We start from the raw sequence: 25,808 nt of genomic DNA on the forward strand, positions 1-25,808 counted from the left end.
TTGCGCCGCAACAGTCCCCAGAGCCGGGAGGGCGAGCGGGATCATAGGCAGGCGGCGCAGAGATGTCTTTCAGGCAATTCTGAAAAAATCTGCGCCCGCTATGGCAGGCGCAGTGTTGCGCTTAACCCAATCGCCCCACAATCTCGTCTTTGACCAACAGGCGTTTCTTCTTCAGCTTCTCCACCTCCTCATCGCTGGCCTTGGCCGATTCCGCCTTCAGCACCTCCCCATCGGCCGCATCGTATTGAGTGAACAGCGAGTCCAGGCGTTTGTCGTTCGCCCTGCGTTCGTGAACGGCTTCCTTGCTCAACCCCAAATCCTGATACAGGTCGTGTTTCACTGGCATGGCGTACCTCCGCAAGTTGATCAATGGCTTACCCCCTTGAAGCTAGCCCATTCCAGCCGGTCTTGTCATGTTCAGGGTCAATCCATCCCCGTTCGTCGCGGCGCGGGCAATGGGATCAAACCTTTGCCACACCCCGCCCTCCACTGTAAATCGCCACCCGAGGGAGAACGGTTTCATGACTCATGCTGCCACCGCTGTCGACACCCAATGCATCAACACCCTGCGCACCCTGGCCATGGACGCCGTGCAGAAGGCCAACTCCGGCCACCCCGGCACGCCCATGGGCCTGGCACCGGTGGGGTATACGCTGTGGAGCCGCTTCCTGCGTTACCACCCCGAGCATCCCGACTGGCCCAACCGTGACCGCTTTGTGTTGTCGGTGGGGCATGCGTCGATGCTGCTGTATTCGCTGCTGCACCTGGCCGGTGTGGTCGAGATCGATGCCCACGGCAAACGTTCGGGGCAACCGGCGATCAGCCTGGACGATATCAAGCAGTTCCGCCAGATGAGCTCCAAGACCCCCGGCCACCCCGAGTACCGCATGACCACCGGTGTGGAAACCACCACCGGGCCGCTGGGCCAGGGCTGCGCCAACAGCGTCGGCATGGCCATGGCCCAGCGCTGGCTGGGCAAGCGTTTCAACCGCGACGGCCAGGTGCTGTTCGACTACAACGTCTACACCCTGTGCGGCGACGGCGACATGATGGAGGGCATCAGCAGCGAAGCCGCGTCCATGGCCGGGCACCTGAAGCTGGATAACCTGTGCTGGATCTACGACAACAACACCATCAGCATCGAAGGCCACACCGAGCTGGCCTTCAGCGAAGACGTGATCAAGCGCTTCCAGGCCTATGGCTGGCACACCGTGCACGTCACCGATGCGAATGACTTGCAGGCCTTGAGCGAGGCGCTGAACACCTTCAAGGGCAACACCGGCGCGCCGACCCTGATCGTGGTCGACAGCGTGATCGGCTACGGTTCGCCACACAAACACAACACCGCCGCCGCCCATGGCGAGCCCTTGGGCGATGAAGAGATCCGCCTGACCAAGGCTGCGTATGGCTGGCCGCAGGATTCCAGCTTCCTGGTCCCCGACGAGGCCCGCACGGTGTTGCGTGACGCCCTGCTGGAGCGCAGCCAGCCGTTATATGACGCCTGGCAGCATAGCCTGGCGCAGCTGCAGCAGCACGAGCCGCAACTGGCCGAAGAGCTGCGCCGCATGCGTGCCGGCGAAATGCCGGAGCATTGGCAGGATGACCTGCCCGGTTTCGACCCCGACGCCAAGGGCGTGGCCAGCCGTGCCGCCGGTGGCGAAGTACTGAATGCCTTTGCCCGGCAGATCCCGTGGCTGCTCGGCGGCTCGGCGGACCTGTCGCCCTCGACCAAGACCAACCTCACCTTCGACGGTGCCGGGCGTTTCAGCGCCGACGACTACAGCGGGCGCAACCTGCACTTCGGCATCCGCGAACACGCCATGGGCGCGATTGCCAACGGCATGGCGTTGTCCTACCTGCGGCCGTACACCTCGACATTCCTGGTGTTCAGCGACTACATGAAGCCGCCGATCCGCCTGGCCGCGATCATGGAGCTGCCGGTGGTGTTCGTGTTTACCCATGACTCGATTGGCGTGGGCGAAGATGGGCCGACCCACCAGCCCATCGAACACCTGACCCAACTGCGCGCCACGCCGGGGCTGCTGACCCTGCGCCCCGGCGACGCGAATGAAACCCTGGAAGTGTGGAAGGTCGCGCTGGCGCAGACCCACCGGCCAAGTTGCGTGATACTGTCCCGCCAGCCACTGCCGACGCTGGATCGTACCCAGTACGCGGCGGCATCGGGGGCGGCCAAGGGCGCCTATGTGCTGGCGAAGGCGGATGATCCTCAGGTGATTCTGCTGGCGAGCGGCAGTGAAGTCAGCCTGGCGGTCGCGGCGTATGAGCAGTTGAAAGGCGAAGGGATTGCCGCGCAGGTGGTATCAATGCCCAGCTGGGAACTGTTCGAAGACCAGGACCAGGCCTACCGCGACAGCGTGTTGCCGCCGGCAGTGAAGGCCCGGGTGGTGGTGGAACAGGCCGGGCCACTGGGCTGGGACCGCTATGTCGGCCAGACCGGCGCCAAGGTGGTGATGAACAGCTTCGGCGCGTCGGCGCCGTTGGCGAAGTTGCAGGAGCAGTTCGGGTTTACGGTTGAGAATGTGGTGAAGCAGGCCAGGGCACAGATCAACCTGACCTAACGCTGAGCAAAATGTGGGAGGGGGCTTGCCCCCGATGGCGGTGGCTCAGTCAAATTGTTAGCGACTGACACTCCCTCATCGGGAGCAAGCCCCCCACCCACATTTGGACAACATCGCTTGTCAGAGCAGCTCTCGGGCCAGGAATGGCGCGGTACGGCTGGTTTTGTTTTTGGCCACCTTCTGCGGTGTCCCGCTGGCAACCACCTTGCCGCCCCGGTCCCCGGCTCCCGGTCCGATGTCGATCACCCAGTCACTCTGGGCCACCACACGCATTTCATGTTCCACCACGACCACCGTATGCCCCCCATCCACCAGTTGATTGAGCTGGCTGAGCAGGCGGTCGACATCCCGTGGGTGCAGCCCGGTGGTGGGTTCGTCCAGCACATACAAGGTCGCGCCCCGGGCATTGCGTTGCAGCTCGGTGGCCAGTTTGATGCGTTGCGCTTCGCCGCCGGACAGTTCCGTCGCCGGCTGCCCAAGGCGCAGGTAACCCAGGCCGATATCCCGCAGCACGTGCAGTGAACGCAGTACCCCAGGTTGTTCGGCGAACACCTCCACCGCTTGTTCCACGGTCAGCCCCAGCACCTGGGCGATGCTCAGGCCTTGCCATTTGACGGCCAGGGTTTCAGGGTTGTAGCGCGCGCCGTGGCAGGTCGGGCACGGTGCGTAGACGCTGGGCATGAACAGCAATTCGACGCTGACAAAGCCCTCGCCTTCGCAGTTCGGGCAACGGCCCTTGGCGACGTTGAAGGAGAACTGCCCGGCGTCGTAATCGCGCTTCTTCGCCGCTGGCGTGGCGGCGAACAACTTGCGCACGTTGTCGAACAAACCGGTGTAGGTCGCCAGGTTGGAACGCGGGGTGCGGCCGATGGGTTTCTGGTCCACCTGCACCAGGCGGCGGATGTGCTCCAGGCCGGCACTGATGCGCCCGCCGCTGATTTGCGGGGCGTCGTCTTCCAGGCTCGGCTCTTCGTCGTTTTCCACCCGGCTGCCGAGGCCGCTGCCCACCAGTTCCAGCAGCGCCTGGCTGACCAGGCTGGACTTGCCCGAGCCGGAAATACCGGTGACCGCCGTAAAGCAGCCCAACGGGACATCCACGCTCAGGTCCTTGAGGTTATTGCGCGTCACGCCTTCCAGGCTCAGCCAGCCGCTGGGTTCACGGCGCGCCGGGTTCCCAGGGCGCTTGTCGGCGAACAGATAGGCCCGGGTCTGCGACGCCTCAACGTCCGCCAGACCGGCCGGTGGCCCGCTGTACAGCACGTGCCCGCCATGCTCGCCGGCGGCCGGGCCCACATCGATCAGCCAGTCGGCGCGGCGCATGGTTTCCAGGTCATGCTCCACCACAAACAACGAATTGCCCGCCGCTTTCAAGCGTTCGAGCGCGCTGAACAACGCTTCGCCATCCGCCGGGTGCAGGCCTGCCGAAGGTTCATCCAGCACATAAATCACCCCGAACAATTGCGAGCCCAATTGCGTGGCCAAGCGCAGGCGCTGCAACTCCCCGGACGACAGGGTCGGCGTGCTGCGCTCCAGGGACAGATAGCCCAACCCCAATTCGATCAAGGTACTGACCCGCTCCAGCAGATCCTCGGCAATGCGCTGGGCCGCCAGGCGTTTTTCCACCGACAGCTTCATCTTGTCCTGCCCCGCCGCCACCGGCCGCAACAACGTGGCCAATTGCGTCAATGACAGTTGCGACAACTCGCCAATGTCCACCCCGGCAAACTTCACCGACAGCGCCGCCCGGGTCAGCCGCTTGCCCTCGCACAACGGGCAGGCGCTGCCCTGCATGAACTGCGACACGCGCTTCTTCATCAGCGCGCTTTGGGTGTGGGTGAAGGTGTGCAGGATGTAGCGCCGCGCGCCGCTGAACGTGCCCTGGTAGCTTGGCTCCAGCTTGCGTTTCAGTGCATCGCGGGTTTGCGCCGGGGTGAAACCGGCATACACCGGTACGGTGGGGGTTTCTTCGGTGAACAGGATCCAGTCGCGCTGCTTTTTCGGCAGGTCGCGCCAGGGAACATCCACGTCATAGCCCAGGGTCACGAGAATGTCGCGCAGGTTCTGGCCCTGCCACGCCAGGGGCCAGGACGCCACCGCGCGCTGGCGGATGGTCAGGGACGGATCGGGCACCATCAGCGCCTCGGTCACTTCATACACACGGCCCAGGCCATGGCATTGCGGGCACGCGCCCTGGGGCAGGTTCGGCGAAAAGTCCTCGGCATACAGCATCGCCTGTCCCGGCGGGTAGCTGCCGGCACGCGAATACAGCATGCGGATCAGGCTCGAGAGGGTGGTCACACTGCCCACTGAGGAACGCGCACTCGGCGTGCCGCGCTGCTGCTGCAACGCCACGGCGGGCGGCAGGCCTTCGATGCTGTCGACATCCGGCACGCCGACCTGATCGATCAGGCGCCGTGCATAGGGCGCCACCGATTCGAAATAGCGGCGCTGGGCCTCGGCATACACCGTGGAGAACGCCAGGGACGATTTGCCCGAGCCGGAGACGCCGGTAAACACCACCAGGGCATCCCGGGGAATGTCCACGTCGACGTTCTTCAGGTTGTGTTCGCGGGCGCCGCGCACCTTTACGAATCCAAGGTGCTGGGCAGTGATCGGAGGCATGTTGCGCTGTGACGTCATGAACAACCTTGTCTGGCAGTGAGCACGCTGCGCAGCCGTTGCGTCAGGGCCTCGGGGCTGTAGGGTTTGCTCAGCAAGTGAATGTCAGCGCTGAGCAGGTGATTGCTGGAGAGGATGTCGCGGGTGTGCCCCGAGGTGAACAGCACCGCCACCGGCGGCGTCTGGACGCGGGCCCACTCGGCCAGGTCGGTGCTTTTGATACGGCCGGGCATCACCACATCGGTGAAGATCAGGTCGGGCCGCACGCCGTCCTGCAAGGCTTGCATCGCGCGGTCGCCGTCTTCGGCGGTCAACACCGTGTAGCCTGCCTGTTCGAGCAGGTCCACCACGGTCACCCGCACATCCTCGTTGTCCTCCACCACCAGGATGGTCTCCTGGCCCATGTCGTGGGACACGGGTTCTGGGTGAGTCTCCTGGACTTCTTCGCCCAGGCTGCGCGGAAAGTACATTTGCACCACGGTGCCCTTGCCCTCCTCGCTCCACACGTCCACATGCCCACCGCTCTGGCGGACAAAACCAAACACCATGCTCAAGCCAAGGCCGGTGCCGTGGCCATCGCGCTTGGTGGTGAAAAACGGCTCGAACACCCGCGACAGGATCGCCGCCGGCATGCCCACGCCAATGTCGGTGACGGCCAGGCGCACATACTCGCCTGGCTTGATGCTTTTGCCACGGCAATCCTTGGGGTTGAGGATGATGTTTTCACCGGTGATGCGAATCACGCCTTCGCCTTTCATGGCGTCGCGGGCGTTGATCGCCAGGTTGAGCAGCGCATTTTCCAACTGGTTGCGATCGACGTTGATGCACCAGGAATCCTGGGGCAGCTGCACGTCGATATGGATGGTTTCACCCAACGCACGTTGCAGCAGTTCGCCCAGCCCGGCGTAGATGCGCTGCGGGTTGTACACGGCCGGTGACAACGGTTGGCGCCGGGCAAAGGCCAGCAGTTGCGAGGACAGTTTGGCGCCCCGCTCCACCGCGGCAATGGCCGCCGTGACCCGCCGCTGCACCTGGGCATTCTCCGGTTCATGGCGGGCCAGCAGGTGCAGGTTGCCGGCGATCACTTGCAACAGGTTATTGAAGTCATGGGCCACGCCACCGGTCAGGCCACCAATGGCTTCGAGCTTTTGCGACTGGCGCAGTTGGTCTTCGGCGGCGGAACGCGCCTGGACTTCGGCGGCCACCCGTTGCTCCAGGTTATGGGTCAATTCCTGGCGCACACGTTCGGAATGAACATGGGCGGTGGTCTCCACCACAATCGCCAGCACACCGGCCGGTTGCTGGTTATCCCCGGCGACGGGGCTGTAATAGAGATCCAGCCACACCGTTTCCGGCTGGCCGTTGCGCAGCAGCACCAGGTCTTTGTTGTTGAACGACAAGGTGCCGCCGGCCAGGCAGGTGTCCACCACATGGCGGTTGAAGTCGGCGACTTCCGGCCAGCCCAGCTCCACCGGCGTGCCGAGCAAATAAGGATGGCGGCCGCCGGCAAACACCGAATAGCTGTCGTTGTAGATCATGTACCCCGCCGGCCCCCAGAGCATCACCATGGGCACGGGGGATGCCAGCATCATCTGCACGGTACAGGCGAGGCTGGTGGACCAGCGGTCAAGGGGTCCCAGGTCGGTGGTGGACCAGTCAAATGCGCGAATGCGCTGGGCCATTTCGCCGGCCCAACCTTCACAGCCGTGGGGGTCGGATAAGAATTGCATCGTTCGGCTCTGCGCAGAGAAAGGACGGTCGCAAAATTTGGAGCGTATCAAGGGGCGATGGTTTCATTTTCTATAAATTAGGGGCTAATCACCGCCAGCGCTACCCGCCTCAGTGAAAATCCCGGCTGCGCACCGTGATGCCGTCCAGCAGCGGCGTCAGGTCGGTCAGGCGCCCGGCGATCAGGTGCCGCACCTCGCCCACCGCCTCCCAACGCCCGTCCACCTTGAGCAACCGCGACCCCACCAGGGCCTGGCGCTGGTGTTCGGCCAGGTCGCGCCAGACCACCACGTTGAGGTTACCGAATTCATCTTCGAGGGTGACAAAGGTCACGCCACTGGCCGTGCCGGGGCGCTGGCGACCGGTGACCAGCCCGGCGACGCTGACAGTGCGCCCATGCTCCACCGCCTGCAGTTCATTCGAGCTGCGGCAACGCCGTTTACGCAGCTCGGCGCGCAGCAGCGCCAATGGGTGCGGGCCAAGGGTGGTGCCAAGCAGGGCGTAGTCGGCGTGCAGATCCTCACCCACCGTCGGTTTCGGCAGTTCCACCCGCGCCTCATCGGGGCTGGGCAGGCCGGCGAACAAGCCAAGCTGCTTATGCACCCCTGCCACGGCCCAGCGCGCCGTATGCCGGTTGCCGGCCAGGGCACGCAAGGCCCCGGCATCCGCCAACAATGCCTGGGTGCGCGCATCCAGCCCGGCGCGGGCGTCCAGATCGGCAATATCGCTGAACGCCCGGCGCTGACGTGCGGCTTCGATGCGCCGCCCATCCTCTTCGCGAAACCCCGAGATCATGCGCAACCCCATGCGAATCGCCGGTTGCTGGCCATCGATGGGCTCCAGGCTGCAGTCCCAGTCGCTGGCCTGCACATCCACCGGGCGGATCTGCAAGCGATGGCGCCGCGCATCCTGCAGGATCTGGTCCGGGCTGTAGAACCCCATGGGCCAGCTGTTGATCAACGCACAGGCGAAGGCCGCCGGTTCATGGCACTTGAGCCAGCAACTGGCGTAGGTCAGCAAGGCAAAACTGGCGGCGTGGGACTCGGGGAAACCATAGCTGCCGAAGCCCTTGATCTGTTCGAAGATCTGCGCGGCAAAAGCCTCGGTGTAGCCGTTTTTCAACATGCCGGTGCGCAGGCGTGCTTGATGCGGCTCCAGGCCACCGTGGCGTTTCCAGGCGGCCATGGAACGGCGCAACTGGTCGGCCTCGCCGGGGCTGTAGTCGGCGGCGACCATGGCGATCTGCATCACCTGTTCCTGGAACAGCGGGATGCCCAGGGTGCGCGCCAACACGGTTTCCAACTCCGGCGACGGGTAAGTCGTGGGTTCTTCCTTGTTCCGTCGGCGCAGGTACGGATGCACCATGCCACCCTGGATCGGCCCGGGGCGCACAATGGCCACCTCGATCACCAGGTCGTAGAATGTTTGCGGCCGCAACCTGGGCAACATCGACATCTGCGCCCGCGACTCGATCTGGAACACGCCAATGGTGTCGGCCTTGCTGATCATCGCGTAGGTGGCCTGGTCTTCCTGGGGGATCGTCGCTAGCGACAGGTCACGGCCACGATGGCGGCGCAGCAGATCGAAACAGCGGCGGATCGCGCTGAGCATGCCCAGGGCGAGAATATCCACCTTGAGCAGGCCGACCGCATCGAGGTCATCCTTGTCCCACTGGATGATGGTGCGCTCGGCCATGGCGGCGTTTTCCACCGGCACCAGGGTATCCAGCGGGTATTCGGAAATCACGAAGCCCCCGGGGTGCTGGGACAGGTGCCGGGGAAAACCGATCAACTGTTGGGTGAGCGTCAGCACACGGCGCAGGATCGGGCTGTCCGGGTCGAAGCCGCCTTCGCGCAGGCGTTCCAGGGGCGGCGCATCGTCACTCCAGCGCCCGCAGCATTCGGCCAGCGCGTTGATCTGGTCCGGCGGCAAGCCGAGGGCCTTGGCCACATCGCGCACCGCACCGGCGGCGTGGTAACTGCTGACCACCGCCGTCAGCGCCGCGCGGGTACGGCCATAACGCTGGAACACGTACTGCAGCACTTCTTCGCGACGTTCGTGCTCGAAGTCGACGTCGATGTCCGGCGGCTCGTTGCGCTCCTCTGACAGGAAGCGCTCGAACAACGTACTCGTCAGGCTCGGGTCGATCTCGGTGATGCCCAGGGCAAAACACACCGCCGAGTTGGCTGCCGAACCCCGGCCCTGGCACAGGATCGACCGGCTGCGGGCGAAGCGCACGATGTCGTGCACCGTGAGGAAGTAGCTTTCGTAACCCAGTTTGCTGATCAGTGTCAGCTCGTGATGGATCTGCTGCAACGTCTTGGCGTCGACCCCGTGGGGCCAGCGCCGGGCGATGCCTTCATCGGTGACGGCGCGCAACCAGGATTCGGCATCATGACCCTCGGGCACCAATTCGCGCGGGTAGTGGTAGCGCAACTGGCTAAGGTCGAAGCTGCAACGCTGGGTGATGGCCAGGGTTTCGTCGAGCAGCGCCTGCGGGTACAGCGTGGCCAGGGCGTCGAGGCTGCGCAGATGCCGCTCGCCATTGGGGTGCAGGCGCGTGCCGGCGTCGGCCACCGGCACGTGATGACGGATCGCGGTCATGGTGTCTTGCAGGGCGCGGCGGCCACGGGCATGCATATGCACATCGCCGCAGGCCACCGCCGGAATCTGCAGGCTGGCGGCCAGGTGCAGGCGTTGCTCCAGATGCCGCGCATCGTCCTGGCCGCAGTGCAGGTGCACCGCCAGCCACAGGCGTTCGGCGAAGGTATGGCGCAGCCAGTGGGTCGAGGCCTGGGTGTCGCTGTCTTCGGCGACCCACAGCGCCAGCAGGCCGGGCAACGGCTGCTCGAAGTCTTCCAGCAGCAGGCGGTAGCGACCTTTTTCAGCCCGGCGTCGGGCCACGGTGATCAAGCGGCACAGGTGCTGGTAGCCGCTGAGGTCCTGTACCAGCAGCACCAGTTTCGGGCCGTTTTCGATGCGCACTTCGCTGCCGATAATCAGCGGCAAGCCCACCGCCTTCGCCGCCTGCCAGGCCCGCACGATGCCCGATAAGGTGCATTCATCGGTGATCGCCAGGGCGCTGTAGCCCTGGCGCTTGGCCCGCTCGAACAACTCCAGGGCGCTGGAGGCACCGCGTTGGAAGCTGAAGTTGGACAGGCAGTGCAGCTCGGCATAACTCATGCGAACCAGCCCTGCAGCCACAGCCCATCGCTTTGCCCCACGCAGCGATAGGCCCAGCCTTGCTGGCCGGCGCGGGTCTGGATCAGGTAGTAGTCGCGGCGAATATCAGCACCGTCCCACCAGCCGGATTCGATGCGCTCCGGGCCCATGAGGATCTGCACGCCCTGCTCGGCCAGCAAGGTCGGTTCGTCAAGCAACCAGCCGGGACGCCGCACCTTGCCCAAGGTGGCGCACGGGCTTTTATCCGCCGCCATTTGCCAGGCGCATTCGGGGCGATGGTCGGCATGGAAGCGCAGGCCTTGCACCGCCTCATCCCCCAGGCGTGCACGCAGGCGTTCGCGCAGTTGTTCCCACGGCAGGGTCTGTTGCGGGCGATCGTCGAACAGGTCCTGGCGTTGCGGCACGAACACCGGCAGGTCCTGGGCCACCAGGCGAAAACCACGCACCGGCGAGGTGACTTGCACGTGCTCCAGGCGCCCACGGGCCAGTTCGAACAGCATCGCCGGCTCACGCTCGGCGCTCAGCAGGCCGACCTTGATCACACTGTCCGGTGCATCGGCATGTTCCAGGTGCAGGTCGAAACGCTGCACGCCACTGTCCCGGCCGCAGAGGAACGCCGAGAGGTCGCCGGTCAGACGGCGCAGGGGGAATAACAAGGCCTGGTGGGATTGCACATCGAAATTCAGCTCGATGCGCACATCGAACTGGTCCGGCGGCTGATAGAACGCCAGGGCCAACGGCCGTTGTCCGGTCAAGGCATCGAGGTGCTTGAGCAGGCTGGCGTCAAAGCGCCGCGCCAGGGTATGCCGGGGCAACGCCTGCACCTGGGCCAGGGTACGCAGGCCCATGCGCGACAACGCGGTGGCCGCTTGCGGGTCGAGGCCGGCGCGGTCGATGGGCAGTGGCGCCAGGGCCTGGAGCAACGCATCCTCATCGGCCACGGCCAGGCCATCGTAGAGATTGGCCAGCACCCGCGCCGCCGCCGGGTTGGGGGCGGCGACGATACGGTGACGAAAGCCCAGCTCGCTCAGTTCCTGGCGCAGGCGTGCCTCGAACCGAGGCCAGGGCCCGAACAGGCCCAGGCTCGATTCGATCTCGAACAGCAAGGCACGCGGGTAATACACACTGACCTGGGAGCTGAAGCGGTAGGCCCAGGCGGCGAGGAACTGCTGCCAGCGCTCGATCTCCACGGGGTCGTATTCGGCACAGGCAAAGGTCTTGGCCAGGGCATGGGCGGCCGTCAGCGATTGCCCCGGGCGCAGGCCCAATGCGCGGGCGGCGTCATTGACAGTTTGCAGCACGCGCCGCTGCGGCGTGCCGGCCAGCAGCGCCAGGGGTTGGTCGGGCTCGGGGTGCAGGCGCTGCACCCCGTCCAGCGCCAATTGCGGGAAGACAATACACACCCAGCGCATGGCAACCTCAGTGCCCCGCCAGTGCAATCGGCGCCGGATGAGCCAAGCCACCCCGGCACTTGAGCACCCGCACCCGGGCAGGTTTGGCCTCGACGGCCAGGCGCAGGGCGGCGGGCGAAGGGTTGATCGCTTCACTCAAGGCGCGCCAGGCAAACGCCAGGGTCTGCCCGGTTTCCGCAGCCACCTGCAAGCGACGCAAGGCGCGGTCATCCGCCTTGTGCGGCCAGCACAGCACCGCGCCGCAACTGCCGGAGCGCAGGCATTGTTCCACCGCCCACAGCACATCGCGCGCCTCGGCCTGGACCACCGACAGCTGGCGCAAATCCACCCCGGCGTTCTGCCACGCGTGGGGGTACGGGGTGTAGGGCGGCGCCACCAGCACAATGCGCTCCCCCGCCGCCGATAATCGCGCCAGGGTCGGCAGCACCAGTTGCAGTTCGCCGATACCGTCCCTGGCCATCAGGATTTCGCTCAAGGCCGACTCCGGCCAGCCGCCCGTGGGCAGCACCGCATCCAGCGCCGCCAGCCCCGTAGGCTGCACGCTGGCCGGAGGCGCGACAGGCCGGCCTTTCCAGACGCGGCCGCCATTGAACAGCGTATCCAGTGCAACCACGGCGCCCATCAGCCTTGCCTCACCAGGCCGCAGAACACCCCTTCGATGGCCAGGTCCTGGTCGGGGCCGACCACGATAGGTTCGTATGCGGGGTTACGCGGCAGCAGACGCACACGCTCGCCACTGCGCTCGAAACGCTTGATGGTGACTTCACCGTCCAGGCGCGCCACCACAATCTGCCCGTTCACCGCTTCGGCACTGCGGCGCACGCCCACCAGATCGCCGTCGAGGATGCCGTCCTCGATCATCGAGTCGCCTTGCACCCGCAACAGATAATCCGGGGTTTTCGCGAAAGTGGCGGGGTCGAGTTGCAGGCGGCTGTGCACGTCGGCATCCGCGCCGATGGGCCGGCCGGCCGCCACTCGGCCGAGCACAGGGACATCCAGCCACTCCGGGCGCGGGGGCTGGTTGAGCAAACGAATGCCGCGCGCCTGGTTGGGGTTGACCTCGATGAAACCGGCTTCGGCCAGGGCCACGACGTGCTTGCGTGCGACGCTGCGGGAGGCAAAGCCGAACGCCTCGGCGATCTCGGCGAGGCTGGGGGGTTGGCCTTGCTGCGCGATACGGTCGCGGATGAAGGTCAGGATGGCGGTGCGGCGGGGGGTCAGGGTCGTCATGGAGTACATTTGTACTCCTCTGGGAAATTTCTTACAAGAGCCGGTAGTCGGGGTTGGGGGGTATGCAGATCAAACCGGGGGAGGCCCAGAAGCCGCCAAGCTCACCCCCCTCCCGCCATATGCTGCGCAATCCTGCCCCTCAACCACCGCTCCGCCGGGTCATTGTCATGCACCCCGCTCCACACCATCGACAACTCCGCCGCATCGATCGCAAACGGCGGATCCTCTGCCCGCAGCGCCGTGCCCTCGGTCAACGCACACGCCGCATAGTCGGGCACCGTGGCAATAATCTGCGTACCGGCCAGCAGCGCCCGCAAGCCACTGAACTGCGGTACCGCCAGCACCACCCGCCGGGCACGGCCGATACGGGCCAGGTCCAGGTCGATGTTGCCGCTCAAGTCCCCCGAGAACGACACCATCGCATGGGGCCGTGCGCAATAGTCGTCGAGGGTCAGCGGTTCGACGCCGTCATCCCCGCGCAGCACCTTGCAGGGAATGTCCCGCAGTTTCCTGCGCTTGGCATTCGCCGGCAGTTCAGTGGTGTAGCTCACGCCCACCGAGATCTCGCCACTGGCCAGTAACGCGGACATCAGCAGGTAATTGGCGCGGCGTACCACCACGATAATGCCCGGGGCTTCTTCGCGCAGTTGGCTGAGCAGCGGCGGGAACAGGCCGAACTCGGCGTCGTCGGACAGGCCGATGCGGAACACCGCACAGCTGGTGGAAGGGTCGAAATCCTTGGCGCGGCTGACTGCGCCTGAAATGGTGTCCATGGCCGGTTGCAGCTCCTTGAGTATCGCCACGGCGCGTGGCGTGGGCTCCATGCCCCGGCCGTTGCGCAGCAACAACGGGTCGTCGAACAAATCTCGCAGCCGGCCCAATGCCGCACTCACCGCCGGTTGGCCCATGAAGAGCTTTTCGGCGACCCGGGTCAGGTTCTTCTCGAACATCAGCGCTTCGAAAATCACCAACAGGTTCATGTCGACGCGGCGCAGGTCATTGCGGTTCATGGCGGTATCCAAACGGTTAGCAGGCTCCCAGCTAAGCAGACAGGACACTGCCTGGATTGCATGCCTGTGCTGTCTTTTCCGCGACCGAACCTGGCGAAATTAACAACGATTAACTCGCCAGCCAGCCGGCGGGGCGCCAAAAATGAGCCGGTCTACACTGCATCCATTCACCGGGAACGCTCCCATCGACTGCGGATATCCGTCATGGCCCGACCTGCGTATTGTGCTCCTCGCTTATCCGCCACCGGCGGCCTGTGCCCCCGGCGCGAACGAATCGCCAAGCAATTGATCCTCGCCAACCTCGGTGAAAGCCTGGCGATTGCCGACCTGGCCCAGGCCTGCGCCCTGTCGCGCAGCCATTTTTCCCGCGCGTTCAAGTGCACCACCGGGCTGTCGCCCCAGGAATGGATACGCCAGCAACGCATCCAGCGGGCCAAGGAGTTGATCACCGGTTCCTCCTTGAGCCTCACGCAAATCAGCCTGGAGTGCGGCTTTTGCGACCAGGCGCATTTCTGCCATATGTTCACGCGCAGCGAGGGCGTCAACCCGATGACCTGGCGAAATCACCAACTGCGTCACAAGCCTCGGGAGATCGCTGCCTAGTGGTCGGCACGCACCTGGAATATGCTGGCCGCTTACTTTTCCCAGAGCATGGCCACCCATGAGTGACCCACGCGACCAGGCCGTGCATTTCGGTCCTTACCGTGTCCACCCGCGCCAGCGCCTGGTGCTGGAGGCTGGTCGCCCATTGCGCTTGGGACGGCGGGCCGTGGACATCCTGCTGATCCTGCTGGAGCAGGCCGGCACAGTGGTGAGCAAGCAGGAACTGATCGCCCGGGTCTGGCCCAAGAGCGTGGTGGAAGACGGCAACCTGCGGGTGCACATGGCGGCGCTGCGCAAGGCCCTGGGCGATGGCCAGGCCGGGCAGCGCTATATCGTTACGGTGGCCCAGCGCGGCTACAGTTTTGTGGCGCCACTGAGCATCGAGCCGATGAGCCTACCGACCGAAGGCGCCCCCCAACGCCCGAGCCACAACCTGCCGCTGCGACGCACGCGCATGCTTGGCCGCCAGGCCCTGATCGACAGCCTGGTACAGCAGCTGCCCGAGAAACGCTTTATCACCCTGACCGGCGCCGGCGGCATCGGCAAGACCACCGTTGCCTTGCGCGTGGCGGAATTGTTGATCGGACATTACCGCGACGGTATTCGCCTGCTGGACCTGGCGCCCCTCAGCGCGCCGTCGATGATCCTGCCCAATCTCGCCGCGCTCCTCGACCTCACCCACACCGAGCATGAACCGTTGCCCGTGTTTGCGCGCCGCCTGCAGGAGCACCAGTTGCTGCTGGTGATCGACAACTGCGAACACCTGCTGGACGACATCGCGCTGATCAGCGAGGCCCTGCTGCGCCACGCGCCCCAATTGCACATCCTCGCCACCAGCCGCGAGGCCTTGCGCGCCGAGGGCGAGTCGGTGCAGCGCCTGGAACCCCTGGCCTGCCCGCCCGCCACCGGTAACCGCGCCCAGGCCCTGGGTTATCCGGCCCTGCAACTGCTGATCGAGCGGGCCATGTCCCATCAGGACAGCTTCGAACTGAGCGAAGCCGAACTGCCCCTGGCCATTGATATCTGCCAACGCCTGGACGGCATCCCCCTGGCAATCGAGTTGGTGGCCGCGCAGATCGAGCGCTTCGGCTTGCCCGGCCTGCTGGTGCAGATGGAAGACAACTTCCGCCTGCTCACCCGTGGCCGACGCAGCGCCCTGCCCCGCCATCAAACCCTGCGTGCCACCCTGGACTGGAGCTTCGAATTGCTCACCGGCTGCGAGCAAATCTGCCTGCGTCGCCTGGCGGTGTTCCGAGGTGGTTTCAGCCTGGCCAGTGCGGCGGCGGTGATCGCCGGGCAACAGGTTGCACCGGCCGAGGTGCTGGGTTCGATCACCCAGCTGGTGGCGAAATCCCTGCTCACGGTGGAAGCCGGGGATGACGAGGTGGTCTACCGCCTGCTGGACATCACCCGCACCTATGCCCTGGAAAAACTCAGCGTTGCCAATGAACTCGACGCCACCCGTGAACACCACGCCAAGCGCTGCCTGGTGCTGATGAACCAGGCGCAGGACGATTGGGAACAGACCGCCACCCAAACCTGGATCGACCGCTATGCGCCGCTGCGCGAAGACATTCGTGCCGCCCTCGACTGGGGCCTGGGCGACCAGGGCGTGCACCTGCTGGGTATTCGTCTCACCGTCAGCGCCATGCCGTTGTGGCAGGAGCTGTCGCTGCTGCGCGAACACGGACTGTACGTGGGCAAGGCCCTGGCGCGGCTGGGGCAATCGAGCACGCCGAGCCCGCACTTGAACATGGCCTTGCAGTTGGCCTTCGGCAGTTTTTCCTACCACACCCAGGGCGGTACGCCGCAGACCATCGAAGCCTTTGCCCATGCACGGCGCCTGGCCGAAGCCGACAGCAACCTGGTTGGCCAACTGCGCGCGGTGTCGGGGCAAATGGCGGTCAGCCTGTGTGGCGGCAACTACCGCGAGGCCCTGGAACAAAGCCTGCATTTCGACCGGTTGGGGCCGCAGGCCGAACCATTGCTGGCCCTCAGCGCCCAACGCCTGAGGGTGCTGGCGCAGCACTTCGCCGGCAATCAGGTACTGGCGCAGCAGAATGCCGAACAGGTGATCCAGCGCATGGCCCAGAGCGGCCATCTCAACCGGTTTACCCACGGCTTTGGCGTGCAGTACGACCAGAGCGTGGCCTCGTTGACCATCCTCGCGCGCATCCTGTGGCTGCGCGGTTTTCCCGAACGTGCGTGGCGCACCGCCAGCCAGGCGCTGGAGCTGGCGTTGCAGATCAACCACGGCACGTCGATTTGCTACACCCTGGCCCTGGCCGGGGTGGTCATCGCCCACTGCAACGGCGACACCCTCGCGGCCCGCGACCGCTTGGACCTCCTCCTGCAACAGGCGCAAAAGCATTCGGTGCAGTTGTTCCACACCTGGGCGCAATGCTACGAAGGCACGGCGCAGATCGCCGATATGCAGGGATTGGGGCTGGTCGCAGACATCCTGGTGACCTTCAACGCCCGAGCCGTGGATGAAGCCTTGTTCGAACGCGCCCGGAGCGGTGCGGCCGGCTGGTGCAGCCCGGAAATCCTGCGCGTGCGCGCCGAGGCCATGCCCGATCCCCAAGGGGCTGAGGCGCTGCTGCTCGAAGCCCTGGAGTTGGCACACCAGCAAGGCGCGCTGGCCTGGGAGCTGCGCTGTGCGGACTCCTTGGCGCGGCGGTGGCAACAGCAGGGTCGTGTGCAGGCCGCCCGCGACCTGCTGGGTTCGGTCTACGCGCGATTCAGCGAAGGCTTCGCCACCCAGGACCTAGTCCGCGTACGCCGCCTGCTCGACGAGTTGCAGGACAAACGGCCGGCCTGAGAACGCTCCCAGGTAATGCCCATAGCCCTGCTGCAAACGCGCCACCTGCTGCGGGTTGCGCAGGAGTGCCAGGCCATAGCTGCGCGTGCTGTTGAGCAGACGATAGCGCGGATAACCCGGACCGGGTTCGAGGCTCAGCAGCGAGGTGCCGACCAGCCGCCCGAGCAGGTACGACAAATCGGCGTGTTCCAGCTCGGTGCCGGCCACCAGCTTACCCAGGGTGGGCAAGGTCACGGCCATCTTGAACAGGCTCAGTTGCAGGAACAGCCAGCGCTCCGGCAGGCTCAGGCGCTCGTAGGTCCAGTCCAGGGCGGCGGTCAGGGATTGGTGGCGCTCCACCGCTGTGCGGCGGCCCCGGGTCAGTACCTGCAATCCACTGTGCAACTGCGCCTGTAGACCGCGCACGCCCAGCGCATCCACTTGGGCCGCCGCCAGTTCAAGGGCCAGGGGAATACCGTCGAGGCGCCGGCAGATGTCCCGCAACGGCGCCAGGTCCTGTCGGCGCAACACAAAGCCCTGTTGGCCGGCACACGCCCGGGCGACGAACAGTTGCACGGCGGGGAACGCCATCGCCTGTTCAACACTGCCCAGCGCCGACGGCGCCGGCACGCCCAGCGGGGGCACGCGCAGCACCCATTCGCCTGGGGCCTGCAACGCTTCGCGACTGCTGACCAGCACGCTGACCTGGGGCGCATTTTCGCGCAGCGCCCGTAAAAGATGTCGACAGGCACCGAGCAGCAGGTCGGCGCCGTCGAGTACCAGCAGCAATTGCCGGGAGACCAGTTGGCGGCACAACTGCGTGACACTGCCGCCGGGTTCCAGGTGCAGGATCGTGGCCAGGTGGCGCAGCATCATCAGCGGCGCCTCCACCGTGGCCAGGTCGACCCACCACACACCGTCGCGGTAGCGCGGCAACACGCGCTCGGCCAGGGCCAGGGCCAAGGTGCTCTTGCCCACGCCGGCGCACCCGGTGAGGGTCATCAGGCGCTGCCCGGACACCCGCCGCACCAGCACGCCCAGCAGTTCATCGCGACCGATCAGCGGGCTGAGCCGGGGGGCAAGGTTATGCCGGGGCAGCAGCGCGGCAGCCGCGACCCGCACGGGGGCGGCGAAGCAGTAACCGCGCTGGGGGTCGTTGATAATCAAGCGTTGCCCGTCAAGGGCACGGCGCAGTGCGGCGATGTGCACCCGCAGGTTGTTCTCTTCCACCACGCTGCACGGCCAGACCCGCTCGATCAGGGTGGCCTTGCTGATAAATTGCCCTGGCGACTCCAGCAGCACCGCCAGAATATCCAAAGCCCGCCCGCCCAACGGCACCGGCCAACCCGCCTTGCTCACCAGCCGCTGCTGCCGATGAAAGGCATAGTCACCGAAGCGCACCGTGCTATCCGCGTCAATCGCCTGAGGCATATTCATGTCTGCAATCGCGCTGAAACGCCCGATCTTGGGCTTCCGCGCATCCTTTTCCATGGGCTCGACCTTATCTTGCCAGCTACCCGTGACAGGGCAATGCTGGCACAGGGAGCGATACGGACAATCGGGTGCGCGAGACGGACATCCTGTCGTTAACTGAACTGCTGGCGATATTGGGTCGGGTTGAGGCCGAGTTTTTCACTGAATAGAAAGCGCATGTGCCGCACGCTGCCGAAGCCTGCGTGGAACGCCACGGTCTTGAGCGGCAGGTCGGTGGTTTCCAGCAGTTGCCGGGCGCGGTCGATGCGCGCGCCCTGCAGGAAGGCCATGGGCGTCATCTGCACGTCCTTGGCGAACAGCCGGGCAAAGTGGCGCGGGCTCATGCCGGCCAGTTCGGCCATGGACTCGATGGTGAAGGGCTGGTCCAGATGGGCGAGCACATGGTTCTGCACCCGGGTGATCGCGGTTTCCTGGGGCGCCACGGACGCGGTCATCGGGCTGAACTGGGCCTGGCCGCCCTGGCGCTTCATCACCACCAGCAGCACCTTGGCCACATCCACCGCCACTTGCTTGCCATGGTCCTGGGCGACGATCGACAGCGCCAGGTCGATACCGGCGGTGACCCCGCCCGAGGTAATCAACCGCCCGTCCTGCAGGTAGATGCGATCCGTCTCGACGATGGCCTTGGGGAAGGCCTTGATCAGGCGCTCGGTGTAGTGCCAGTGGGTGGTCACGCGGCGCTCGTCGAGCAGCCCGGCGTGGCCCAGCACAAAGGCGCCGGTGCAGATCGAGCCGAAGCGCCGCGCCCGTGGCGCCGCCGCCTTGAGCCAGGGCAGCAGCGCCGGATGGCATTCGTTATAGGCACCCGGGCCGCCGGGCACCAGCAGCAGGTCATAAGCCGCCTGGGCCTGGTCCAGCAGCAGGTCGGCCTGGACCAGCACCCCATTGGAGGCGCGCAACGGACCGGGCTCGGTACCCAGGGTGAGGATCTGGTAATGCTCGGCCGCCGGCAGGTAGCGGTTGGCAATGGAAAACACTTCGAGCGGCCCGGCCATGTCAAGCAGGAGGAAGTCCGGGAACAGCGCCATGGCCACGGTTTTCATACGGGAAGCATCCATCGAGGGGAAGAAAGCGAAAGGCATTATGGCATGGCTTTTACTGTCAATCTCAAGGAGACAGTTATTCAAATTTCAGCTTCTTAATGAATTTTCAGGTTGCCAGTAACCTTCTTCTCAACGCAAGCGCCCTGCATCTCGCAGCCCGCGCTCACTTGAGGACAAGACCATGCTGACCCTTCGCAAAGCTTCCGAACGCGGCGCCGCCAATCACGGTTGGTTGAAGTCGTTCCACACCTTCTCGTTCGCCAACTATTGGAACCCCGATGAACAGGGTTTTTCCGACCTGCTGGTGATCAACGACGACCGCGTCGCGGCCGGCAAAGGCTTCGGCCAACACCCGCACCGCGACATGGAGATTTTCTCCTATGTGCTTGAAGGCGCCCTGGAACACAAGGACACCCTGGGCACCGGCTCGGTGATTCGCCCCGGCGATGTGCAACTGATGAGCGCCGGCAGCGGCGTGGCCCACAGCGAGTTCAACCACAGCCAGACCCGTGGCGTGCACTTCCTGCAAATCTGGATCGTACCCGCCGTGGCCGGCGCCGAGCCGCGCTATCAACAGGAGCACTTCAGCGCAGCGCAGAAACAAGGGCGCCTGCAACTGATCATCTCGCCGGACGGCAGCGACGGCTCCCTGACCGTGCGCCAGGACGCCCGGGTGTACGCCGGACTGTTCAACGGCGACGAAGCCGCGACCCTCGACCTGCCGCCGGATCGTCACGTGTACATCCATGTGGCTCGGGGCAGCGTGGACATCAACGGCCAGCGCTTGCAGGAAGGCGACGGTGCCCGAGTGCGCGATGAGCGGCAAATCCGCCTGAGCCAGGGCCAGGATGCCGAGGTGCTGGTGTTCGACCTGCGCCCCCAGGAACGGCCACAGATGCCGTGACCGGCTCGGCGTTGGCCCTTTGAAACGGGCCATCGCTGGCATCGATAGTCACCATCATCCCAATGAAGTTCTCTTAAAAAATGCAACGCGTAACATCAAACCCATACCAGGCAACACCCAACTAAAACACTCGGAGCACACCCTCATGAAACGCCAAATCTTGCTTAGCCTCGCTTTCTCGGTACTCGCTGCAAACGCATTTGCCCACCCTGTTGTTGCTGAAGGCGGCGCGGCTCGCCTGATCGAAAGCCGTGTTGCTGAAGGTGGCTCGGATCGCCTGCTGGAACGTCGTGTTGCCGAAGGTGGCTCGGATCGCTTGCTGGAACGTCGTGTTGCCGAAGGTGGCTCGGATCGCTTGCTGGAACGTCGTGTTGCCGAAGGTGGCTCGGATCGCTTGCTGGAACGTCGTGTTGCCGAAGGTGGTGCTGATCGCTTGCAGCAACGCGGTATTGTTGAAGGTGGCGCTGATCGCCTGCAAGGCAACCGCGTCGCCGAAGATGGCGCCGACCGCCTGCAAGGCAACCGCGTCGCCGAAGATGGTGCCGATCGCTTGCAGGAACGTGGCCTGGCCGAAGGCGGTGCCGATCGTTTGCAGCAACGCGGTATTGTTGAAGGCGGTGCCGATCGCCTGCTGGACAACCACGCTTAATCCCGCACTGTTCGCGGGGCACCCCAAACCGGCCTGATCAGCCGGTTTTTTTTCGCCTTCGATTAATGCAGGTCGCGGTCCACCCACACCACAGCCTTGCCGATCTGTTGCCGCGCTTCGATGCGCTCATGTACCTGATGCAGCGTTTCCAGCGTGTAATGCCCTTCGATAGCCACCGTCAACGTACCTTCGAGCATCGCCGCAAATACCGCGTTGGCGCGCCGTTGTACGCTCGCGCCGTCAGCCATATGGTCGGCCAGCCGGGGGCGCGTCAAAAACAGCGAGCCCGCCTCCCCCAGTTCCATCGGATCGAGGTCGGTCAACGAACCCGAGACATTGCCATAGTTCACGATCAGGCCGCGCGTGCGGCAGGCGCGGAAGCTGTCACGCAGGGTGCTTTTGCCGAGCGAATCGAAGACCACATCCACTCCCTGCCCGCACGTGGCCTCCAACACCCGCTCGGCAAATCGGCCGCCGTCATAGACCCAGGCCTGGTGGGCCCCGCGCTCGTGGGCAATGGCACAGCGTTCAGCGGTGCTGCCGGTGGCGAACACCGTAGCCCCTGAGCGCCTGGCCATCTGCACCAGCAACTGGCCGATGCTGCCGCACGCAGCGTGGACCAGGCAGGTACTGCCGGCCTGCAACCTGGCGACATCCTCGATCAAGTAGTGGGCGGTACAGCCTTGAAACATCGCCGCAGCCGCTTGATCGAAGGCGATGGCACCGGGAATCTGCGCCACCTTGGCCGCGGGCACCAGGGCGTACTCGGCGAAGGCGCCCCAGGCGATGCACCACGCCACCCGGTCGCCGACGGCCAAATGGCTGACGCCTGCGCCGACTTCCACCACCACGCCGGCGCCCTCCATACCCAAGGTGCAGGGCAGGCGCACCGGATAGGTCGACGACTGCGCATATTTGCCCTGCCGGGTATGGATATCCATGAAGTTGATCCCGGCGCACGCCACCTTGACCAGCACATGCCCGGCCAACACCTGGGGTTTGGGGACGTCATGGCGCAATTGGACGACTTCAGGGCCGCCGTAGGTTTGCAAGGTAATGGCTTTCATCGGGGACAACTCCGTGTGCACTGGGAAGCGGCCATGGTAAAAGGACGCTCTCAGTAGGAAAATTCCCCAAAGCTTCCCAACCTCCGTGCGGAAATAACCCGATGTTCGATTGGCAGGACCTGTATTACTTCACGGTATTGGCACGTAGCCAGTCGTTGTCGGCGGCCGCCCGCGAGTTGCAGGTGGAGCACGCCACCGTCGGGCGCCGCGTCGATGCGCTGGAAAAAGCCCTCGGCGTCAAACTGGTGGACCGCCTGCCGCGCAGCCGCCCGCTGACCGCGCAAGGCCTGGCATTGGCGGAGTTGGCGGCGGGCATGGACGACATGGCGACCCAGGTGATGCGCCTGTCGCGGGTCGCGTCGATCGAAATGGCCGGCACGGTGCGGGTCAGTTGCCCGCCGTCTATCGCCCACTATTGCATTGCGCCCCATATAGCGCGGCTGCGCGCCCAATACCCGCAGTTGAACCTGGTGCTGATGCCGTCGACCCAACTGGCCGCGCTGGACAAAGGTGAAGCGGATATTGCCCTGCGCACGGTGCGTCCCGATGAGGAAGCCCTGGTACGCAGGAAAGTCGGGGTGGTGCGCTTCGGGCTGTATGGCCCGCCGACGTTCCAGCAATTGCCGGCTGCGCAGTGGACTTTCATCGCCTACGACAGCAGCCGTGACCACCTGCCCCAGCAAGCCTGGATGCACCAACTGCGCGCCGGCCGTGAGATCGCGTTTGCCGCAAGCGACCTGGCCACCCAGCAAATGGCGGCCAGGGCCCAGGTCGGCGCGGTGGTGCTGCCGACCCTGGTGGGCGATCACGACCCGTTGCTGGTCAGGCTGCCCACTGCGGTCGAAGGCCCTTTGCGTGATATCTGGCTCACGGTGTACCCCGACATGCGCCGCTCGCCGTCCGTGAAGGTGGTCATGGAGTTTCTGGTGGCGTGCATCGAGGCCGAAGTGCAGTTGCGCCGTTGAGCCCATCCGAGGGGACGGCCGCCAACCTTCGGGGCGCTCTGCAGGCGTTTTTTTGCCTGAGAAGGTCAACGCTTAAACCTGCACCCGTCAAAAAAAATCGTTGGAACTAAAATACTTATCGAGCATTAAGAGTTTGCACTAGCATATGTGTAAGTCGGTACAACCTGCCGTGAAATATTCCCCTAATCCCCCCTGCGCTCGTAAAAACCAAGTGGTGAATGTTAAAATTTGTCACGTTTTAGCGGAATCAATTCGATTAGTATCTAAACGCTAGCAGCGATTGAACTGACGGCCTTGCATGCCGGAAAAGGGAGTAGGTGATGCATTTTTCCAACGTCCTCGCTATTGCACGGACTCAATCGAAATCAGAGGACTTTCGGGCGCTTTTAGTTCGCACTGTAGCGAATAATTTAAAAGTCGATACACGTTGCTACGGACAACTAATTGACACCCAGGAAAGCCACGTACATTACCGTGCCATCATTATAGAAATTGATACACCCTCCGCCAGCAATATGAGCCTGGACATAATAAAAAAAGCGCGAACTGAAAACCCCGACTGCACGATATTCGTCGTGATCACCTTTGCGTCGACCCTGAGCAAAACAAAATACTACCTGGCTGGCGCCGATTACTGCATCAAGGTAATCGAAACTTCACCCGAAAAAAAGTTGAACCTGTTTGATGCCTTTCTCAGTGAAAGCGCTCGACTCAATCAGTGCGACCTGATTCTCGACCAGGACCGCATGTGCCTGTATGGCGACGGGAAAAAGTTGGAAATATCCTTCGTCGAAATGAAAGTATTGGAAGCGCTTATTCAGAACCGACTGCTCAGTCATAATGAGATCGCCCGTGTCATGGGACTTAATACCAAGTACTACGACTCCCGCGCACTGGAAAAATCCATCAGCCGTTTGCGCAGTAAAATCAAGGCGCACTACGGTGAAAACATCATCCAAAATATTCGCGGTTATGGTTATAAACTCAGCCGGGGTCTTATTTGCGCCAGCCATTTCCAACCCACTAAGGAGGGGCCGAGCCGTGAATAGTGAAAAAACGCCCCCTGTACATATCCCGCACTTCAAGATCATCAGGCAAGCCATCGTTGATCGCGGTCATGCCTGGTGGGGCAGCGAAATCAGCGTAGCGGACGGCGTTGATCCCGCACAACTTGAAAGTGCCTGCACTGAAGCCTTGCGCCATATCCACCCACCGCGCAAAACGCTTAAGGCAGTCAGCCCGGCGACGAGTCATACGCTTCTGCGCATGGGTCAATCGGCCCTGATGAACGACGACATCCTCAAGGCGATCATTCAGGCCGCGCAGGCATTGGAATCCTACAAACAACCCTTCACCCTCAGTCTCGACAACCCACTGGACGCCCTGCCCGGTCCGGTAGAACGCCGGGCGATGGTGCGTCAGTTGTATAAGTTGAAAGACCATAGCGGTATCACGTTGGCCTACAACAACTACAGACTCGATACAAAGCCGGCAGACCTGCTGGTCGACCTCGAGCTATACGACTATATAAAAATGCCCTTTCCGGATTCTGCCCTCAGGCTCAGCCTCAACACGCGTTCGGACCTGTACGACCGGCTTTACGATCACATGCTGGAACTGATCAGTGCCTGCAGGGTCAGCTTCATCGCCGATCAGGTCGAGTTTGCCGACAGCGCCATGCTGGCTAAAAACTTGCCGTTCGAATACTTTCAGGGCGGCTATTACTCCCCCGCTGACTGCCTTTAACAACTGCATCTTCCTGATATGGGTGGACCCTATGAGTTCTTTCAAGAAACACGCCTTCGCTCCAACACTTGCGTCTATCGCACTGCAGGACTTCACGCCCAACGCAGAGCTCTTCTATTACGATGTAAACGCCCCCGCGACCACGGACCCCGCCGATACAAATCCGGCGTTTTCCCAACCACAGATCACTCCGCATTTTAATACCTACATTATTACCCACACCCTTAACTTGCCCTCACAATCGTTTAACCCCAAGCGGCAAGAATCCAGAATGCCAACCGCCAAGGTCCCTGACAGCGCGCCGAATAGCCATACGCGTACTCAAGAGATCAGCGCCGAACGAACGCCACTGTATCCACAGGATTTCTGGCTGCTCACCCAACATGATCGAGCACTGGTCAAGGGCGGCCTGCGCATTTCATTGACCACTATTGAATCGGCGCTGATTAAAAAGATGCTCCACCATGAAGAACGCGTGGTCAGCAAAGAAGAGTTGATCCGTAATATAGGTCGTGAACCCGATTTATATCGCGGATTGGAAATGTGCCTGAGTCGTTTGCAGGAAAAGTTCAAGCGGGTCAATGACGGTGAACGCCTGTTTCGTGCGGTAAGAAACCGTGGTTATTGCCTGACGCAAAAAATCAAAAAGCCGCTCGAGCTTAGTCAGCCACGCCGTTAACAAAAATAAAAACAACCCAGACTTTTTAATTCACCCTGCCTATTAAAAACTCTTCTACCTGCCCTTTTATAACATCCACTTCGCCAGACCCTCCTGA

General features: G+C 63.7%; 20 protein-coding genes. 9 read left to right on the top strand and 11 right to left on the bottom strand.

What is annotated here, in order from left to right:
- Positions 1 to 121: 121 nt before the first annotated feature.
- A complete protein-coding gene (locus tag J1N02_RS00725; protein WP_027608652.1) occupies positions 122 to 346 on the bottom strand; it encodes a DUF465 domain-containing protein in 225 nt (74 codons plus the stop codon).
- Positions 347 to 521: 175 nt separating this feature from the next.
- Here J1N02_RS00725 and tkt point away from each other — a divergent pair, with 175 nt between their 5' ends.
- The gene (gene tkt / locus J1N02_RS00730; RefSeq protein WP_421147059.1) at positions 522 to 2,579 is read left to right on the top strand and encodes a transketolase; all 2,058 of its coding nucleotides are present in this window, start codon (positions 522 to 524) and stop codon (positions 2,577 to 2,579) included.
- A 120-nt stretch (positions 2,580 to 2,699) separates the two neighbouring features.
- Here the strand turns inward: tkt and uvrA are convergent, their stop codons facing one another.
- From uvrA to J1N02_RS00765, 7 genes are all read right to left on the bottom strand, one after another.
- Complete coding sequence (gene uvrA, locus J1N02_RS00735; protein ID WP_421147060.1) at positions 2,700 to 5,219, bottom strand: excinuclease ABC subunit UvrA; 2,520 nt, start codon at positions 5,217 to 5,219, stop codon at positions 2,700 to 2,702.
- Positions 5,216 to 6,928: an ATP-binding protein gene (locus J1N02_RS00740; RefSeq protein ID WP_027608655.1), complete on the bottom strand. Its 1,713-nt coding sequence runs from the start codon at positions 6,926 to 6,928 to the stop codon at positions 5,216 to 5,218. The genes uvrA and J1N02_RS00740 overlap by 4 nt, the downstream gene beginning before the upstream one ends.
- Positions 6,929 to 7,037: 109 nt before the next feature.
- A complete protein-coding gene (locus tag J1N02_RS00745; protein ID WP_421147061.1) occupies positions 7,038 to 10,130 on the bottom strand; it encodes an error-prone DNA polymerase in 3,093 nt (1,030 codons plus the stop codon).
- Entirely contained in the window at positions 10,106 to 11,521 is a 1,416-nt protein-coding gene (locus J1N02_RS00750) for a Y-family DNA polymerase (RefSeq protein ID WP_098479277.1), read from the bottom strand. Before J1N02_RS00750 ends, J1N02_RS00745 begins: the two co-directional genes overlap by 25 nt.
- Before the next feature lie 7 nt (positions 11,522 to 11,528).
- Positions 11,529 to 12,143: a translesion DNA synthesis-associated protein ImuA gene (imuA, locus tag J1N02_RS00755; RefSeq protein WP_027608658.1), complete on the bottom strand. Its 615-nt coding sequence runs from the start codon at positions 12,141 to 12,143 to the stop codon at positions 11,529 to 11,531.
- On the bottom strand, positions 12,143 to 12,760 hold the full coding sequence (gene lexA, locus J1N02_RS00760) for a transcriptional repressor LexA (protein WP_027608659.1): 618 nt from the start codon (positions 12,758 to 12,760) through the stop codon (positions 12,143 to 12,145). The genes imuA and lexA overlap by 1 nt, the downstream gene beginning before the upstream one ends.
- A 92-nt stretch (positions 12,761 to 12,852) precedes the next feature.
- Positions 12,853 to 13,761, bottom strand: coding sequence for a LysR family transcriptional regulator (locus J1N02_RS00765; protein WP_027608660.1), 909 nt, complete (start codon positions 13,759 to 13,761; stop codon positions 12,853 to 12,855).
- Positions 13,762 to 13,965: 204 nt separating this feature from the next.
- On the opposite strand from J1N02_RS00765, the gene J1N02_RS00770 reads away from it, so the two are divergent.
- A complete protein-coding gene (locus J1N02_RS00770) occupies positions 13,966 to 14,364 on the top strand; it encodes a helix-turn-helix domain-containing protein (protein ID WP_027608661.1) in 399 nt (132 codons plus the stop codon).
- Between the two features lie 58 nt (positions 14,365 to 14,422).
- Positions 14,423 to 17,185 carry an ATP-binding protein gene (locus J1N02_RS00775; protein ID WP_027608662.1) on the top strand — a complete coding sequence of 921 codons (2,763 nt, stop codon included), beginning with the start codon at positions 14,423 to 14,425 and terminating at the stop codon, positions 17,183 to 17,185.
- On the opposite strand, the gene J1N02_RS00780 is transcribed toward J1N02_RS00775, so the two are convergent.
- Together J1N02_RS00780 and J1N02_RS00785 are read right to left on the bottom strand one after the other, a co-directional pair.
- On the bottom strand, positions 17,132 to 18,655 hold the full coding sequence (locus J1N02_RS00780) for a winged helix-turn-helix domain-containing protein (protein ID WP_108572820.1): 1,524 nt from the start codon (positions 18,653 to 18,655) through the stop codon (positions 17,132 to 17,134). The two genes, J1N02_RS00775 and J1N02_RS00780, sit on opposite strands and share 54 nt — an antisense overlap.
- A 95-nt stretch (positions 18,656 to 18,750) precedes the next feature.
- The gene (locus J1N02_RS00785) at positions 18,751 to 19,701 is read right to left on the bottom strand and encodes a GlxA family transcriptional regulator (protein ID WP_065941949.1); all 951 of its coding nucleotides are present in this window, start codon (positions 19,699 to 19,701) and stop codon (positions 18,751 to 18,753) included.
- A gap of 181 nt (positions 19,702 to 19,882) precedes the next feature.
- On the opposite strand from J1N02_RS00785, the gene J1N02_RS00790 reads away from it, so the two are divergent.
- Together J1N02_RS00790 and J1N02_RS00795 are read left to right on the top strand one after the other, a co-directional pair.
- Positions 19,883 to 20,605, top strand: coding sequence for a pirin family protein (locus J1N02_RS00790; RefSeq protein WP_027608665.1), 723 nt, complete (start codon positions 19,883 to 19,885; stop codon positions 20,603 to 20,605).
- Between the two features lie 145 nt (positions 20,606 to 20,750).
- Positions 20,751 to 21,254, top strand: a complete 504-nt coding sequence (locus J1N02_RS00795) for a phage infection protein (protein ID WP_421147062.1) — start codon at positions 20,751 to 20,753, stop codon at positions 21,252 to 21,254.
- 62 nt (positions 21,255 to 21,316) lie between these two features.
- Here the strand turns inward: J1N02_RS00795 and J1N02_RS00800 are convergent, their stop codons facing one another.
- Entirely contained in the window at positions 21,317 to 22,321 is a 1,005-nt protein-coding gene (locus J1N02_RS00800) for a quinone oxidoreductase family protein (protein ID WP_027608666.1), read from the bottom strand.
- A 101-nt stretch (positions 22,322 to 22,422) separates the two neighbouring features.
- Between J1N02_RS00800 and J1N02_RS00805 the strand changes: the two genes are divergently transcribed.
- The 4 genes from J1N02_RS00805 to J1N02_RS00820 all read left to right on the top strand — a co-directional run bounded on the left by J1N02_RS00805 (position 22,423) and on the right by J1N02_RS00820 (position 25,711).
- Positions 22,423 to 23,286, top strand: coding sequence for a LysR family transcriptional regulator (locus J1N02_RS00805; protein ID WP_027608667.1), 864 nt, complete (start codon positions 22,423 to 22,425; stop codon positions 23,284 to 23,286).
- A gap of 320 nt (positions 23,287 to 23,606) precedes the next feature.
- Complete coding sequence (locus J1N02_RS00810; RefSeq protein ID WP_027608668.1) at positions 23,607 to 24,335, top strand: winged helix-turn-helix domain-containing protein; 729 nt, start codon at positions 23,607 to 23,609, stop codon at positions 24,333 to 24,335.
- On the top strand, positions 24,328 to 25,032 hold the full coding sequence (locus tag J1N02_RS00815) for a hypothetical protein (RefSeq protein WP_098479270.1): 705 nt from the start codon (positions 24,328 to 24,330) through the stop codon (positions 25,030 to 25,032). Before J1N02_RS00810 ends, J1N02_RS00815 begins: the two co-directional genes overlap by 8 nt.
- 31 nt (positions 25,033 to 25,063) lie before the next feature.
- Complete coding sequence (locus J1N02_RS00820; protein WP_098479269.1) at positions 25,064 to 25,711, top strand: winged helix-turn-helix domain-containing protein; 648 nt, start codon at positions 25,064 to 25,066, stop codon at positions 25,709 to 25,711.
- Positions 25,712 to 25,808: the final 97 nt, after the last annotated feature.

The organism is Pseudomonas sp. NFX5, assembly GCF_049132125.1.
Taxonomy (GTDB): Bacteria; Pseudomonadota; Gammaproteobacteria; order Pseudomonadales; family Pseudomonadaceae; genus Aquipseudomonas; species Aquipseudomonas marginalis.

What these genes read in the sequence shown, in the direction of transcription:
- J1N02_RS00775 (WP_027608662.1), top strand. Translation starts at nt 14,423, where the DNA reads ATGAGTGACCCACGCGACCAGGCCGTGCATTTCGGTCCTTACCGTGTC.
- J1N02_RS00740 (WP_027608655.1), bottom strand. Translation starts at nt 6,928, where the DNA reads ATGCAATTCTTATCCGACCCCCACGGCTGTGAAGGTTGGGCCGGCGAA.
- J1N02_RS00770 (WP_027608661.1), top strand. Translation starts at nt 13,966, where the DNA reads ATGGCCCGACCTGCGTATTGTGCTCCTCGCTTATCCGCCACCGGCGGC.
- J1N02_RS00800 (WP_027608666.1), bottom strand. Translation starts at nt 22,321, where the DNA reads ATGAAAGCCATTACCTTGCAAACCTACGGCGGCCCTGAAGTCGTCCAA.
- J1N02_RS00795 (WP_421147062.1), top strand. Translation starts at nt 20,751, where the DNA reads ATGAAACGCCAAATCTTGCTTAGCCTCGCTTTCTCGGTACTCGCTGCA.
- J1N02_RS00780 (WP_108572820.1), bottom strand. Translation starts at nt 18,655, where the DNA reads ATGGAAAAGGATGCGCGGAAGCCCAAGATCGGGCGTTTCAGCGCGATT.
- tkt (WP_421147059.1), top strand. Translation starts at nt 522, where the DNA reads ATGACTCATGCTGCCACCGCTGTCGACACCCAATGCATCAACACCCTG.
- J1N02_RS00790 (WP_027608665.1), top strand. Translation starts at nt 19,883, where the DNA reads ATGCTGACCCTTCGCAAAGCTTCCGAACGCGGCGCCGCCAATCACGGT.
- J1N02_RS00820 (WP_098479269.1), top strand. Translation starts at nt 25,064, where the DNA reads ATGAGTTCTTTCAAGAAACACGCCTTCGCTCCAACACTTGCGTCTATC.
- J1N02_RS00725 (WP_027608652.1), bottom strand. Translation starts at nt 346, where the DNA reads ATGCCAGTGAAACACGACCTGTATCAGGATTTGGGGTTGAGCAAGGAA.
- J1N02_RS00750 (WP_098479277.1), bottom strand. Translation starts at nt 11,521, where the DNA reads ATGCGCTGGGTGTGTATTGTCTTCCCGCAATTGGCGCTGGACGGGGTG.
- lexA (WP_027608659.1), bottom strand. Translation starts at nt 12,760, where the DNA reads ATGTACTCCATGACGACCCTGACCCCCCGCCGCACCGCCATCCTGACC.
- imuA (WP_027608658.1), bottom strand. Translation starts at nt 12,143, where the DNA reads ATGGGCGCCGTGGTTGCACTGGATACGCTGTTCAATGGCGGCCGCGTC.
- J1N02_RS00810 (WP_027608668.1), top strand. Translation starts at nt 23,607, where the DNA reads ATGCATTTTTCCAACGTCCTCGCTATTGCACGGACTCAATCGAAATCA.
- J1N02_RS00785 (WP_065941949.1), bottom strand. Translation starts at nt 19,701, where the DNA reads ATGAAAACCGTGGCCATGGCGCTGTTCCCGGACTTCCTCCTGCTTGAC.
- J1N02_RS00805 (WP_027608667.1), top strand. Translation starts at nt 22,423, where the DNA reads ATGTTCGATTGGCAGGACCTGTATTACTTCACGGTATTGGCACGTAGC.
- uvrA (WP_421147060.1), bottom strand. Translation starts at nt 5,219, where the DNA reads ATGACGTCACAGCGCAACATGCCTCCGATCACTGCCCAGCACCTTGGA.
- J1N02_RS00765 (WP_027608660.1), bottom strand. Translation starts at nt 13,761, where the DNA reads ATGAACCGCAATGACCTGCGCCGCGTCGACATGAACCTGTTGGTGATT.